Origin of the sequence: Paenibacillus sp. FSL H3-0469, assembly GCF_038051945.1 — a bacterium.
Lineage (GTDB): Bacteria > Bacillota > Bacilli > Paenibacillales > Paenibacillaceae > Paenibacillus_AQ.
The window spans coordinates 931,660-945,596 of the sequence record NZ_CP150302.1 but is presented as its reverse complement, the minus strand read 5'-3'; the positions used below and the strand labels follow the sequence as shown (position 1 = coordinate 945,596).

Genomic DNA, 13,937 nt, shown 5'->3' with positions numbered 1-13,937 from the left:
GAGAGTCTTATGAAGATCGGCTTTCATTCCATTCATCATCGGTTGTTCTTGCTGTTTCTTTTTTGCATGTCCAGTATTCTGCTTATTGTCAGCCTGCTGTACTATAACCGGACTACAGACCAATTGCATGAGAAGATCGGTGATTTGTCGCAAAAAAACGTTGCCCAGAGCGCAGGCTTATTCACGCTCCTCTATAAAGGGTATGACGCTTTGTCCAAATCGCTCAGCAATAACTTCGAGATGATCCGCTTGATTAATGAGAAGACGGACGGGCCGGCGGTGGCCTATATCAATGAGCAGACGGTGACGAACATCATCGGCTCGATTTTTTATTCGCGGGATGATTTGGTGGGTATCCATGTGATCACAGACCGCGGCAAGATCTATAACTATGGCAACTATATGAATGTGGTTGATCCAAATTACAGACAGGAGGACTGGTACCGGCAATTGCAGGCTTCCTCGGGGAAAATGGTCTGGCTCGGGGTGTATCCGCACTCCCTGATCGACCAAGTGGAGGACAGCCCGGTCTTCGCCTTCGGGCGGCAGCTCTATGACTTGAATGAGCATAAGCCGATAGGCATCGTGCTGTATGAGACGGACCCGCAGCCGGTGCTGGAGGCGCTGGAGAATCTGAAGCTGGGCACGCACAGTCAGGTCTACCTGATGTCCCCGGATGGACGGTTTGTCACCTCGGCCACAGATCCGCAGCCGGACGCTGCCCGTCTGCCCAAGCTCCCCGCTTCGGAGCATGTGATGGTTCAGCAGGAGCGCGGGCAGCTGGTGGTGGCGTCCAAGCTGTCTTTCTCGGGCTGGTGGGTGATGAGTATTACGCCGGACCAGGATCTGAATGTGGAGCTGGTGGAGCTGAAGCGTTATCTCTTGATCGTGATCTCGGCGCTGATCCTGGTCTCTACGCTGATTGCGTCGATCGTATCGCAGACCATCTCTTCGCCGCTGAAGAAGCTGATCCGCGAGATGCGGCAGGTGGAGGTGGGGAATTTCGGCGGCATGGTCAAGGTCTCTTCGTATCAGGAGATTAACATTCTGGTCGCTTCCTTCAACCGGATGGTCCGGCGGATCGAGGAGCTGATCGAGCGGGTTAAGCTGTCTTCGGTCAGCGAAAAGAATGCAGAGCTCCATGCCCTGCAGTCCCAGGTGAACCCGCATTTTCTCTACAATACGCTGGATATGATCTACTGGATGCTGGATGAGGAGGGCAATGAACAGCTTGGGGAACTGGTACTCTCCCTGTCCTCAATGTTCCGTTACAGCAGTCAGTGGGAAGACGGGGCCGATGTAAGCCTAAGCGAGGAGCTGGAGCAGATCGGGCATTACCTGAAGATTATCTCCATCCGGCTGGAGGGCCGCCTTATAATCGTGACGAATGTCGATGAACGCTGGCTGAACATCAGGGTCCCGAAGATGACGGTGCAGCCGGTCATTGAGAATGCAGTCAAGCATGGACTGGAGCCGCTCTCACGTCAGGGGATTCTCAAGGTCTACACCCGGCAAGAGGGCGATCATCTTGAGCTGATTGTGGAAGATAACGGGGACGGAATGAGCGGGGAGCAGCTTGCAAGGCTACAGGCGTCGCTGAATGTGGATAGTCCGGATAACGCGGGCTCCAGTGGCAAGGAAGGCGCCAAAAGCGGGATCGGACTCCAGAACCTGCACCGCCGCCTGCGGTTCATGTTCGGAGAGGGCTATGGTCTGCAGATTCAGAGCTTCCCCGGTGAGGGAACGCAGGTGGCTATCGTGCTGCCTATTCCAGTGGAAGGAGAGCTGCTGAAGTGAATATTCTTATAGCCGATGATGAACGGGCCATCCGTGAAGGCATCAAGCGTACGATTAAGCAGATCAGTGCAGAGCATCAGGTGTTCGTGGCCGGCCGGGCGGAGGAAGCGGTGAAGATTCTGGAGGAGCAGCATATCCATATCGTGCTGACCGATATTCTGATGCCGGGCATGAACGGGCTGGAATTCATGAAAATCTCGAAGCGCCGGTATCCGTACGTGAAATGGATTGTCATCTCTGCCCACAGCGAATTCTCCTACGCCCAGGAAGCGGTCCGGCTGGGTGCGCGCGATTATCTGCTGAAGCCGATCGGCAAGCATAAGCTGACCGGGCTGATCGACAGCCTGACGACTGAAATCCAGCAGGATAACCAAATCTCGCGGCAAGGCGAGCGGCTGAAGGCCAGCCTGCGATTCCTGCGCGAGGGTGTTTTTCAGCGGCTGGCCTCGGGGCTGGATATCGGGAATCTGGACATCGATGCGTTCATTGAGGATTATCATTCCTTCTATCTGGTCATGATTCAGCTGGAGCCGGGAGACCAGAGCGCCCGGCTGGAGCATTTCATTGTCGAGAATGTTCTCTCCGAGCTGATCGAGCGGTATGGTCGGGGCTTCGTGGTCAGCTATGACCGCCAGCACCTGCTGGGCTTGATCTCACCGGGCGAGAGTGTGCGGATAGAGCAGTTCCAGGAGGAGGTGAAGACGCATCTGACGCATTATTTGAAAATCCCTTTTCAGATGATCCATTCCGGGCTGAGCTGTGACTTCCATACGGTGCCGCAGATCGTGAAGCGGATGCGTGAGGCTTCGGCCTTTCAGGGACCGCCGCTTGAGCCGCTCAAAGGGAGTGGGGAGAAGGCGATTGAAGTGGCGCTGCACTATATTAAGGAGCATTTCTACGAGGAGCTGTCGCTGGAAAGAATCGCTTCGGTGGTGTTCCTGAATCCGGCGTATTTCAGCCAGCTGTTCAAGCAGAAGACAGGTCAGGGGTATAAGGAATACGTCACCTCGCTGCGGCTGGAGCAGGCGAAGCTGCTGCTGCTGAATCCGGGGCTGAAGCTGGCCGAGATCGCGGAGCGGGTAGGCTACCAGGACATGCGCCATTTTACCCAAATGTTCCGCAAGAAATACCAGCTCACCCCCACCGAATACCGCCAAGCGGAGAGCATCAGCATTCTTAGGAGCAGGGGTACTCTGTGATGATGTCGGCAACTTCGATTCTTCCGTTAATCAACAGCTCTGGAAGCGCATTATTGATATTACCTTTCCAGTATTCTCTGGCTTGTTCGATTTTACGGGAGAATGGAGCCGCGTCTTCCATGGGCAACAGACTGCCGTCACCTTCAAAAATAGCTCCAGCGACCTTAAGTTTCACGATCTGTAACACTTTCCGGTGATACGAATCGAATATGCTTTTCCACATCAGGGCATCTTCATAGCTCTTTGCTGCATCTTCTTTATCCAGTTTTAAACCGTCCTCCGTATAATTGCCGTGCAGGATCTGGATAACGTCTTCCCCTTTGGAGTTCAACTGTTCTTGCTCGAAAAAGAAACGATATAAGGTGTTTTTCTGCTGGTTGTCAAAATTAATGATTTGATTCAGGGCCATCTTCTTCCGGGTTACAATGTGGTAAACGTACCTTTCGCTTGCTTGCATAGTCGGCCTCCTAGTAAAGCATCAGATTAAAAAGCATGGATAAGGTTGTTAAGCCCTATCCACCCAAAATCTAACGGACTGGAGAGAGCTTATCCCCGCGAAAACGCCACTTTTTGCAGCGTAACGGACTCAGGCGACCTTATAGTCTCGCTATGGGATAAGGCCTGTGGAGTCCGTTACTCGCCCAATAGGCGACTTTTTTCCCAAAGAAGAGCGCCTCAGTCCGTTACGCTAAGCCAAACGCCCCCATCGCAGTGTGTGCGCTATTGAATAACACAACAGTTAAAACAAACATGATGATGAGAATGGTGTAAATAAAGGTGGAGACTATTCCGCAGACCAGTCCGGCAGTCGCGAGTCCCCGGCCTTGCTCATAGCTGTAACGGATCTCCTTGAAGGCAAGCGAAGCCAGAATGATTGCGGTAATCCCGAAGAGGATGCCGACGTAAGGTATTACGATGGAGAGAATACCCAGCACCAGTGCTGCAACCGCTTTGCTGTTCGTCCGCTCCTGCGGAGGCTTCGGGTACTGCTGGTAATAATTCTGTTCTCCATAGGGTGGAGTGGGATTATTCATCATCTAAACTCCTTCATGGGTAGTGAGTGATTGCTCCAATTTAACCATCAATAATTAACCCAATGCTCCAGCGTGACAGCGCGGGTAAGTCCAATGGATTCGGCGAGGCGGATGGAGGCGGGATTGTTCTCCAGCACCTGATACCTGGGAATGTAGCCCCGCTTGAGGGTGTGAAAGACTGCTGTGCGGACTACGCGTTGCGCTAATCCACGTTGTCTGGCAGCTTCTATGGTACGTACGCCGCCGATCTCCCAGATTCGCTCCTCATTGCGGTAGACCATACATGTACTAAGTGGCGTATCCCCGTCAAATAACGTCACAGCGAATGCCCCGTCTTCAAAATACTGCGTGATCTCCTCTAGCGAATAATCATTCGCCATCCACAGCGGCAGCAGCCGTTCATCGATAGCTTCACTGACCGTGCAGGCCTCATCTGGGCTAAACCTCTGGCCTTCGGCCGAAGAATAGGAGTAGAGACTACGGACCCGCCGCAGCGTGAAATACGGTTCCAGCGCCTCCCGGTACGCATCCTCCTGAAGCTTGAAGACCAGGTTGGCGTCCCGCGGCACCCGTTTGAGCAGGGCTGGGAAGACCTCGGGACTGCTATAGTCCATCAGTACAACGGTGTCAGCCTCCGGGTAGGTCCGGTGATCATAGCCGAAGGTAGCGGCCGGCATAAGCAGCAGCACGCCCCAATGATCCTGTTGTTCAATCAGCACGCTGTCGATCTGAGCATGATACGCCGTCATCATTTTGAGCAGCGTCACATTCTTCAGCGGATTCCGGCGCAATCTTTCCATTATGGCTGTATAGTGACTCAAGTTAGATCACTCCTTTGTGCTCAGATTAAGAGATTGTTCAATTTCATCCAGACGCTTGAACAGACTGTCGTATTTGGATAACATTGCGGGATCGTCTACCAGAACACCGGATCTGTAAAAAAGGATATCGCCCGTCCCCTCGTTGATCCGTCCCCCCGCTTGGAGAATCTGCTTCAGGTGTCTGGCGGTTCCGAGACTGCCGGAGATGAAATCAACCGTATCCGGGAATATCTTCTGCAGGCTCCCCTCGAAGTAGGGGAAATGGGTACATCCAAGGACCACCGTGCTGTACCGCTCAAGGTCCAAATGTGCCAGCTCACTTGTCAGATAGGGAATAATTCTCTCTTCGTCAAAATCAAAACGCTCCGCAAACTGGACCAGCCCGGGAAGCGGCAGACTGTCTACAATCTCCCCGTGATCGATCCGGTGCACCAAATCATGATACTTCTTCTCCTGTAGCGTTAAGCGGGTTGCGAGTACCAGCACCTTCTTCTGCTTACCTTCTGATTGTTCAACCGCAGGCTTCACTGCCGGCTCGATCCCGAGGACCGGAAAGTCATACCGCTGCCTAAGTTCTTCAATCACAATGCTGGTGGCTGTGTTACAAGCGACCACCAACGCTTTTATATGCTGACTGGCCATGAAATCCACCGCTTGCAGGATGTATTCCCTGACTTCGTCTTTCGTCTTCTCCCCATAGGGCACATGGTCGGTATCTGCATAGAACAGGTAGTCCTCTTGCGGCAAGAGCTTAAGCGCCTGATGAAGCACGGTTAACCCGCCAATGCCGGAGTCAAAAAATCCAATTCGCATACTTCCACTCTTTTCTTGATGATTCTATTCCATAGATTATACTTGTAAGGTATTCTATTTCTATCATTAGATTTATAGTATAACTGCTCTGTCCGGCAAAAGACCAGGCTGTTCGCCCATACCATGGGTGAAGCCTGGTCTGCGAGCATATCAAAGCGGAAATCAGCTCTCGTTCTTAGTAACGCCGTTCAGACTCGGCACGACATCTGCTGCTTTATCAGGAGTCACCATCTGGGGGATTTCGCTGATACTGGCGTGATTCTGCTGGTTGTTTTTTGAATCGGCGCGGTTATTTGCACGGTCATGCTTGGGGTCTGCACTATTCTTGGGCATACTGTTCACCTCCGTCTCTGCGGGTTAGTATGAGGTTGCGGTTTGTATTTTATTCCAGTGTGGGGTGTAGGTTATAGTCGAAGGAGGAGAAGGATGATGGCTGAGAAGACCAAGGTTGTTGAAGTGGTCCCGTATGATCCGGCCTGGAAGGCGGAATATAGCAGAATTGAGGCGCGGATGCTGGAGATCGCCGGGGATCTGATTATCCGGTCTGAGCATGTGGGCAGCACCTCGATTGAAGGGCTGTGGGCCAAGCCCGTGATTGATGTCGATCTGGTGATGGAGAGCTATGACCAGTTGCCGGAAATCATCCACAGATTGCAGGCGTACGGTTATGAGCATCAGGGCAACCTGGGCATTGAGGGCCGGGAAGCCTTCAAGAGCAACCAGGATGATGGATTCATGAAATACCATCTGTATGTATGTCCCAAGGACGGCAAGGGTTACCTGGAGCATATTCTGTTCCGGGATTATCTGCGCAGCCATCCCGCTGCCCGGGAGGAATATCAGGCGGTGAAGCAGCGGCTGGCTGAAGAGTACCGTTATGACATTGATGCGTATTGTGACGGGAAGACTGCGTTTGTGCAGTCTATTTTGCAGAGGGCGTCACAGCAGCAAGAGTGAGAGGGAGCTTACCTGGGACGGTGCCAGAATCCCTCTGCGGACGGCTTGTCCGGCAGCACTGCCTCGTATACACGCATTCCCGCCGGGTCATGGAACCCGAAGGTTCTCCAGCCGTTCAGCTGCGGGGAACCGAAGCAGATATGCAGCTCGCGGGCTGTGTTGTCAGAGACCATGGACCATAAGGTGCCTAAGCCTTCGCTGTAATGGTGACAGCAGATTCCTTCGGGATATTCGCGTCCTGCGGCAGCTTTCATGGCTTCTACAGGATGGATAGCGGTGTTATCGTCCATAAGTGCTGCCCGCAGCGCGTCATATCTGGTCCATGAGTTCTCCATGACTTGCTGATTATGTAGCTGCATGGAGGGCAGGGTGTAATGGTTCGCCGAGAGTACAAGCTGGCTTGCGCTTAAGCTGTCAGCAGCCGGGTGATACTGGATCGCTTTTTCGGTACCAGCCGTCTCTACGAGGGCGATGTTCCCTTGGGCGTCAGAGATCAGGAAGTTTCTGTAGTCAGCCACCGGTATGCTGCGCATGAGCTGAGCCGCTTCTTCCGCAGTAGTACATTGATCCAGCAAGGCCCGGACTACGCCTGGAAAAACAAATCCCTCCCCGGTCATCTCCGGCCGGACTCTCCCCGAGGTGGTGGTTACGGTAAGACCTGCCTCATTCATCCCGTCATAACGCCCGAACAACTGCAGCGCAAAGCCGGTATGCGCCAGTTTGCCCTTCACCCTGGTTGTGCTGAGCAGCAGCTGATTATACGGTTCATCCTCCCAGCCAAAATCATAATTACGCATATGATAAATCTGTCCGCTCTGACCCGCATTTGCTACAGGTCGGTAGGCTGCCTGTGTGCAGTGGCCCGGTGCCTGAAAGTAGGAATAATAGAAGACGACATGGGCAGCCTCTACGCCGGTCTCATCGGCGAAGCCCTGAATTTCTTCATTCAAGCCGGGGCAATAGCGCTCGAAGCTCTCCATGGCTTTGTCCGCAGCATAAGGAGTCAGCCGGGGGGCTCCCATGAAGGGGGAGGACAAGAAGGATAGCATGGCGGAGTTATTCTTATGATGGGCGCCCAAAGTGCGTCCGACCTCATAATGAGTGCCTTCGGTAACGAGAAGTGTAAATTGTGCGGTCTTGCGCTGTAACAGGGGATTAGCATCCATGTGAATGTTCCTTCTTGTTCATTATTCTCTGCGCAGAGTAGGTTCATTATAACGGGCGTATAGATCAGGCGGCAAAGCCCGCTGTGCCTCAAATCCCCGGATGCGCATCCAAGCGGCGAAGCGCTGTTATGAATTAGTCACATTTTCACTGGAATAGAAGGAAATACTTGTATTATTGAGGTTTTTAAGGTAAATTATTGGTAAGACTTTCGGATTACAATTCTTCCGGAAGTGTAACCTAATACATGGTATATGCAAGCCGAAGAGGAGCATTTCCCCCAAATGCTCCTTTTTGCGTGGGCAGACTGTTAAGGTGCGAATGAAACGGTCTGAACCACATAGCGGATGATGAAGAAGGCAATGATCATTATGGAGAAGGCGCTTAGCAGAAAAGACACAATCTCTCTACCTGAACGTTTAGTTCGCCGCATTATGGTCACCTCGGATTATAAATGGATTAGCCATCACAGGTTATGCTCTATTCATCCATATTATACATAATTATTCCAAGACTGGAATACAAGCCAAGGCAGGCTGTATAGACTAAACTTATGTTTGTTATTGCAGCCCAGAATAAGATAAAATGAATCTGCGCCATAACAGCTTAGAAATCATTTACTTCAATGGAGGCTTTACACCTATGTCAGATTTTAATACAGAACATGAGAATCAGCCGCTGAACCGCACCTTGCTGAATGAAGCAGGGCTGGACCCCAAGGAACCTGTGGATCTTAATAACTGTGAGAAGGAGCCCATCCATATTCCCGGGCTTATTCAACCGCATGGCGTATTGCTGGCTGTAACTCAGGACACAGCCCATAGGATTGTCCAGGCCAGTCTGAATACGGATAAGTTACTGGGAACAGCTGCCGAAGCACTGTTAGGCACGCCTATGGCTGACCTGGTAGGCCCGGATCAGCTGGAGATGCTGCTTATTCGCAGCGTGAATGCGAAAGAAACTGCCGATTTGCAATATATTGTGATACAGATTGAAGTCGCGGGTGAGCCGCAGGACTTCTTCTGCATCATTCACGAAAGTGAAGGTCTGATGATCGTTGAACTGGAGCCTGCCTCCATCGATCAGAGCGACAGCTCCAATGACTTCGACTGGATTCGCACGTTCTTCGGACGGCTGAAGCATACGGCGAACCGGCTGGAGGCCAGTCAGGCTGCCGCTGAGCAGGTGAAGGAGATGTTGGGCTATGACCGGGTTATGATCTACGAGTTCGATGAACAGTGGAATGGCAAGGTGATTGCCGAAGCCCGTGAACCGGAGCTGGAGCCGTTCCTTGGCCATCATTATCCTGCGTCTGACATTCCGAAGCAGGCGCGTGAGCTGTATCTGCGTAACTGGCTGCGGACGATCGTCGATGTCAACTATCTTCCGGTTCCGATCACCCCGGTGCTGCAGCCCCTTACGGGTAAGCCCCTGAACCTCAGCTTGTCCATCCTCCGCAGTGTATCTCCGCTCCATATCGAGTATTTGCAGAATATGGGAGTGGGGGCGACTACGACCATCTCCCTGATTAACAACAACAAGCTTTGGGGACTAATCACCTGTCATCACCATTCCCCCAAGTATGTCCCGCACCGTATCCGTAATCTGTGTAATTTCCTGGGCGCCTTCTTCTCCAGTGAACTGTACCAGCGTCAGCAGCTCGACAATTATCAGACGGAGCTGGAGCTGCGGACCAAGGCGATGAGAATTGTCGATATTTTCACAGGTAACGTCAGCTCTTCCCGGGTGATTGAGCAGCTCGGCGATGAAGAGCAGACGCTGCTGGGTATGATGGAGGCTTCCGGTGCAGCCGTGTGCTACCAGGACAAGTTGATGCTGTTCGGAGCCACGCCTTCCCAGGAGCAGGTACGGGAGCTTGCCGGCTGGCTGGCCGGGAAGTCCAAGGATTACACCTACTGCACCTCCAAGCTCAGTCTGGAATATGAATCAGCCAAAGCTTACAAGAACAAGGCCTCCGGTGCCATCTATCTCGCCCTGACTCCAGGACACCAGAATTATATGATCTGGTTCAGGCCTGAAGTGGTCGAGATTGTGGACTGGGCCGGAGATCCGGCTAAGGCTGTCATTCAGGAAAATGACGGATTGCGATTGTCTCCCCGCAAGTCCTTTGAGAAATGGCGGCAGGTGGTTCAGTCCACCTCACTTCCGTGGAGAGAGCAGCATCTTAACATTCTGCCGCAGCTCAAATCTATTCTGCGCGGACAGACCGAGAACCAGCTGCGTCAGGCGGAAGAGCAGGCCCTGCAGAACGCCCGCAGTCTGCGTCATAATGAACAGCGGTATCTGCAATTGATGGACCTGTCGCCCGTAGCCTTCTTCATGATTACCGATGATGTGATTGCCTACTGCAATAACCGCGCAGTGGAGCTGACGGGAGAAGAGAACGGCAAATCGCTGATCGGGGAGCCGTTCCTGGACTATGTGCAGGAATCCTACCGGCCAGCTCTGAAGCAGCACTTCTTAGACCTGAGCCAGAATGTCACCCAGTTCGTATCCGATCAGGGCCAATTCATGAATGGAGACGGGCAACCCCTGGAGGTAAGCCTGAGTCTGGCCTCGGTCATTCATGGCGGCAGACCGTCCATTATGGCGGTGCTGAACACCGGAACCGGTACAGAGGCGAAGGGCGAGGCTTATGCCGATGCGGCCAATCAGATGCAAACCTATCTGACGACCGATTCACTAACCGATCTGCCGAACCGGCAGGCGCTTGAGAATAAGCTGGATCAGCGCTGGGAGGATTCCCTGAACACCCGGGAACCCCTGCTGCTGCTGTCCATTGATATCGATGATTTCCATTCCTATAATGCGGTACACGGGCTGAAGGGCGGCGATCTCTGCATCCAGTCGGTAGCCGATGTGCTGAATATCATCAGCATCACGCACGGCACGTTCGTGGCCCGGTTCAGCGGGGCGAACTTCATCCTTACGATGGCGGGAGCCTCCTCTTCCCAGGCAGAGCAATTGGCCGAATCCGTCCGTCAAGGCGTCTATGATCTGCAGATTCCCCGTGACCGGTTTGAAGAGGAAGGTGTGGTCACTGTAAGCATAGGCGGCCTGTTGAAGGTGCCAGTTCCCTCTGACCGCCCGTCGGACTTCATTGCCAAGGCGGAGAAGGCACTCTATGAGGCGAAGTCTGCCGGGAAGAACCAAGTCGTATTTTATTAACACCTGCTAACATCATCTCACATCCAGAGCAGAAGCCGGATGAGTCCATATGGGACTTGTCCGGCTTTTTTAGAGAGAATTTATATGTTTTGGGGCCCCCGCAAAGTACCTGAGTCATCACTTACGCTAAAGCTCCACTTTGTGGGGTTATTTTGCTGTCCTATTCGTCCAATCCTCCGCAGGTAATCCGCATACATTACAGAGTAACAACCACATGATCCATATCATCCAGAGCGAGGTGAACCACAGTGTCTGTAGAGAAGCATACGCTGGCAGCGGGAACGCCTTATGCCACACCTTATTATGTCATTAGCAGCGGCGTCCCCGGACCTGTATTCATGATCATCTCCGGTGTTCACGGCAATGAGCCGGCGAGCAGCCGCGCAGCGCAGGGAATTGCGAGCAGGTTCAGCCGGGGAGATCTGATGCTGCGCTCAGGGAAGCTGATTATCGTCCCGCTGGTGAACCAAATCGCACGGCGCAAGGGGATTCGCGGGCAGCCCGACCTGAACCGTACCTTCCCGCGCGGACCAGGCGCCCCGGCCCGTCATCCGTTGTCGGCAGCCGTATGGCAGCTTGCCTTGCGCTACCGTCCCTCGTGGGTGCTAGATCTGCATGAGGCGAACGGGCTGTCCGAGCTGAATCCGAAGCGGGTCGGCCAGACCCTGATCATCAGCCCGGTCAGCCGGGCGCATGGACTGGCGAAGCAAATTGTGATGCGGATGAATCAGACGATCACGAATAGAGCATACCGCTTCAACATACGGCATAGGGAGCGTGCAGGAACTTCCCGGATGGCCTTCCAGCGCCTGCTCGGTGCCCGGGCGGTGACCGTAGAGACCTGCTGGAGCCTGGATTATGCCTTCAGGGTAAGAATGCAGAGCGAGATCGTCTACCACTTTTTACGATCTCAGGGGATGATCGTCTAATTAAGGGTATCACACTAAGGGATTGACACAACTGAATATAGTGTATATATTACATATATACACTAGTTACAACAAACACAAAGGAAGCTGATGCTGCTGCATGAATATCGTGATATCAAGTACATCTGGCGAACCGATCTACGCCCAGATTGTGGGACAGGTCCGCCAGATGATTCTCCAAGGCGAGCTGGTCTCGGGTACGCCGCTGCCATCGATCCGCTTACTGGCGAAGGAGCTGCAGATTAGCGTCATTACCACGAAGCGGGCTTATGAGGAGCTGGAGCGGGAAGGGCTGATCAACTCGATCGTCGGCAAGGGATCTTTTGTCTCCGGGGCCGATCAGGAATATATCCGGGAACAGCGGCTGCGGATGGTGGAGGGCAAGCTGAAGGAGATTATTGACGAGAGCAGGCAGCTGGGCATGGAATACGCTGAACTCGCGGAGATGCTGAAGCTGCTCTATGAGGAGGAACAGGAATGAGTAATGTAATTGAGCTGGGCCATGTGACCAAGTGCTACGACCGTTTTGAGCTGCGGGATATTTCGCTCCCCATCAAGGAGGGCTACATTACAGGGCTGATCGGCCCGAATGGTGCAGGCAAGACCTCAATGATCAAAATGATCATGGGGTTAATTTTCCCGGACCAAGGCAACATTCTGATGTTCGGCCAGAACAACCAGCAGGACCTGGCGGCTGTTAAAGCGCGTATCGGTTACGTCTCGGATGAGAATATCTATTATGAGCACTTGACCGTTAAGCAGATGAAGAGTATTATCGCCCCGTTCTATCCCGGATGGAATAATGATACATATGTGAAGTTTCAGGAGCAGTTCAAGCTGTCGCCGGGCAAGAAGATTAAGGATCTGTCCAAGGGGATGAAGATCAAATTCTCCCTCGCCATAGCCTTGTCCCATGGTGCTGATCTGCTGATTATGGATGAGCCTACTTCGGGACTAGATCCGATCTTCCGCCGGGAGATGCTGGAGCTGCTCAGTGAGCATATCCAGGATGAGAAGAAGTCGATTCTGTTCTCTACCCACAACACCACAGATCTGGACCGGATTGCCGACTATATTGTATTCATTAACGAGGGACGGATTGTATTCAATGAGATGAAGGAGAGTCTGAGCGAACGCTATCTGCTGGTCAAAGGCGGGAAGGAGCTGCTGGACCGGGATGTCCGGCGGTGGTTCGTGGGGCTGCGGGAGAACGGGCTGGGCTTCGAAGGGCTGATCAGCAACCGTGCGGAAGGGGAACGTTATTTCAGGGACACCGCAATCTGCGAGACCCCTACACTGGAAGAGATTATGTACTATACGGTAAAAGGAAGTGAAGCACATGTATAACTCCATAGCTCTGATCCGTAAAGACTTCATGCTTACCCGGAAGTTTATCCTCCTGCTGATTCCCTATTATCTGATTATGGGTTATATGAACGCTGAAGCCTATACGGTGTTCTCGCTGTTTCCGGCTATGCTGCTGCTCATTAACTCCTGTACCATCGATATGCAGCATAACAATCAGAAGTTTCTGGTTACGCTCCCGGTCCCGAGACAGCGGCTGATTCAGGCTAAATATATGACGCTGATTCCATTCTCCTTGTTCAGCCTGACCTGTACGATTCTGCTGTATCTGGCTGCTTTTACGATGGGCAAGCTGGATGAACCGCTGCGCTGGAGAGAGCTGGGAATAGCTATTGCCGCGTTCCCTTTATTGGCCTCATGTTATCTGCCGCTGTATTACTGGCTGGGACAAAAAGGGATGCAGGTCGTCAACTTCATCTTTATAATGGTGATCATGCTGAATTTCACGGCTATTACCAGCTTGTCTAAACGGTTTCCGGCACTTGCCGAATGGATTAGCACTGGCAGATTGGATAATGTCTTGCTTGTTGCCATCAGCGTCCTGGCCTATCTCGTGATTATCTATGCTTCTTATTTAGTCTCTCTGCGGATTTATATGCACAAGGATATCTAGCTTCATTACCGGTATAAGCCATCACAAGAATGACCTCAGCTTCCACAGTCCAGTGG

General features: G+C 52.6%; 15 protein-coding genes. 8 read left to right on the top strand and 7 right to left on the bottom strand.

Annotation, left to right across the window (positions count from 1 at the left end; genetic code table 11):
* Positions 1–9: 9 nt before the first annotated feature.
* Together NSS83_RS03985 and NSS83_RS03980 are read left to right on the top strand one after the other, a co-directional pair.
* The gene (locus tag NSS83_RS03985) at positions 10–1,797 is read left to right on the top strand and encodes a sensor histidine kinase (RefSeq protein WP_341185632.1); all 1,788 of its coding nucleotides are present in this window, start codon (positions 10–12) and stop codon (positions 1,795–1,797) included.
* Positions 1,794–2,996, top strand: a complete 1,203-nt coding sequence (locus NSS83_RS03980; protein WP_341185633.1) for a response regulator — start codon at positions 1,794–1,796, stop codon at positions 2,994–2,996. Before NSS83_RS03985 ends, NSS83_RS03980 begins: the two co-directional genes overlap by 4 nt.
* On the opposite strand, the gene NSS83_RS03975 is transcribed toward NSS83_RS03980, so the two are convergent.
* The 5 genes from NSS83_RS03975 to NSS83_RS03955 all read right to left on the bottom strand — a co-directional run bounded on the left by NSS83_RS03975 (position 2,974) and on the right by NSS83_RS03955 (position 5,997).
* Positions 2,974–3,453 carry a DUF2441 domain-containing protein gene (locus tag NSS83_RS03975; RefSeq protein ID WP_341185634.1) on the bottom strand — a complete coding sequence of 160 codons (480 nt, stop codon included), beginning with the start codon at positions 3,451–3,453 and terminating at the stop codon, positions 2,974–2,976. The genes NSS83_RS03980 and NSS83_RS03975 overlap by 23 nt on opposite strands.
* 226 nt (positions 3,454–3,679) lie before the next feature.
* Complete coding sequence (locus NSS83_RS03970; protein WP_341347729.1) at positions 3,680–4,033, bottom strand: DUF4190 domain-containing protein; 354 nt, start codon at positions 4,031–4,033, stop codon at positions 3,680–3,682.
* Between the two features lie 44 nt (positions 4,034–4,077).
* Entirely contained in the window at positions 4,078–4,851 is a 774-nt protein-coding gene (locus NSS83_RS03965; protein ID WP_341185636.1) for a GNAT family N-acetyltransferase, read from the bottom strand.
* 6 nt (positions 4,852–4,857) lie between these two features.
* On the bottom strand, positions 4,858–5,664 hold the full coding sequence (murI, locus tag NSS83_RS03960) for a glutamate racemase (RefSeq protein ID WP_341185637.1): 807 nt from the start codon (positions 5,662–5,664) through the stop codon (positions 4,858–4,860).
* A gap of 162 nt (positions 5,665–5,826) precedes the next feature.
* Positions 5,827–5,997, bottom strand: a complete 171-nt coding sequence (locus tag NSS83_RS03955; protein ID WP_340753466.1) for a hypothetical protein — start codon at positions 5,995–5,997, stop codon at positions 5,827–5,829.
* Between the two features lie 93 nt (positions 5,998–6,090).
* Between NSS83_RS03955 and NSS83_RS03950 the strand changes: the two genes are divergently transcribed.
* A complete protein-coding gene (locus NSS83_RS03950) occupies positions 6,091–6,621 on the top strand; it encodes a GrpB family protein (RefSeq protein WP_341185638.1) in 531 nt (176 codons plus the stop codon).
* An 8-nt stretch (positions 6,622–6,629) separates the two neighbouring features.
* Here NSS83_RS03950 and NSS83_RS03945 read toward each other — a convergent pair whose 3' ends face one another.
* Positions 6,630–7,787 (bottom strand): C45 family peptidase, encoded by a 1,158-nt coding sequence (locus NSS83_RS03945; RefSeq protein ID WP_341185639.1) that lies wholly within the window; start codon positions 7,785–7,787, stop codon positions 6,630–6,632.
* Between the two features lie 308 nt (positions 7,788–8,095).
* Positions 8,096–8,218 (bottom strand): hypothetical protein, encoded by a 123-nt coding sequence (locus NSS83_RS03940; protein WP_341185640.1) that lies wholly within the window; start codon positions 8,216–8,218, stop codon positions 8,096–8,098.
* Between the two features lie 209 nt (positions 8,219–8,427).
* On the opposite strand from NSS83_RS03940, the gene NSS83_RS03935 reads away from it, so the two are divergent.
* The 5 genes from NSS83_RS03935 to NSS83_RS03915 all read left to right on the top strand — a co-directional run bounded on the left by NSS83_RS03935 (position 8,428) and on the right by NSS83_RS03915 (position 13,881).
* Positions 8,428–10,974, top strand: a complete 2,547-nt coding sequence (locus NSS83_RS03935) for a diguanylate cyclase (protein ID WP_341185641.1) — start codon at positions 8,428–8,430, stop codon at positions 10,972–10,974.
* Between the two features lie 248 nt (positions 10,975–11,222).
* A complete protein-coding gene (locus NSS83_RS03930; protein ID WP_341185642.1) occupies positions 11,223–11,903 on the top strand; it encodes a succinylglutamate desuccinylase/aspartoacylase family protein in 681 nt (226 codons plus the stop codon).
* 100 nt (positions 11,904–12,003) lie between these two features.
* Positions 12,004–12,384 (top strand): GntR family transcriptional regulator, encoded by a 381-nt coding sequence (locus NSS83_RS03925; RefSeq protein ID WP_036695325.1) that lies wholly within the window; start codon positions 12,004–12,006, stop codon positions 12,382–12,384.
* Entirely contained in the window at positions 12,381–13,250 is an 870-nt protein-coding gene (locus NSS83_RS03920; protein WP_341347728.1) for an ABC transporter ATP-binding protein, read from the top strand. The genes NSS83_RS03925 and NSS83_RS03920 overlap by 4 nt, the downstream gene beginning before the upstream one ends.
* Positions 13,243–13,881: an ABC-2 transporter permease gene (locus NSS83_RS03915; RefSeq protein ID WP_341185645.1), complete on the top strand. Its 639-nt coding sequence runs from the start codon at positions 13,243–13,245 to the stop codon at positions 13,879–13,881. The genes NSS83_RS03920 and NSS83_RS03915 overlap by 8 nt, the downstream gene beginning before the upstream one ends.
* Positions 13,882–13,937 lie beyond the last annotated feature (56 nt).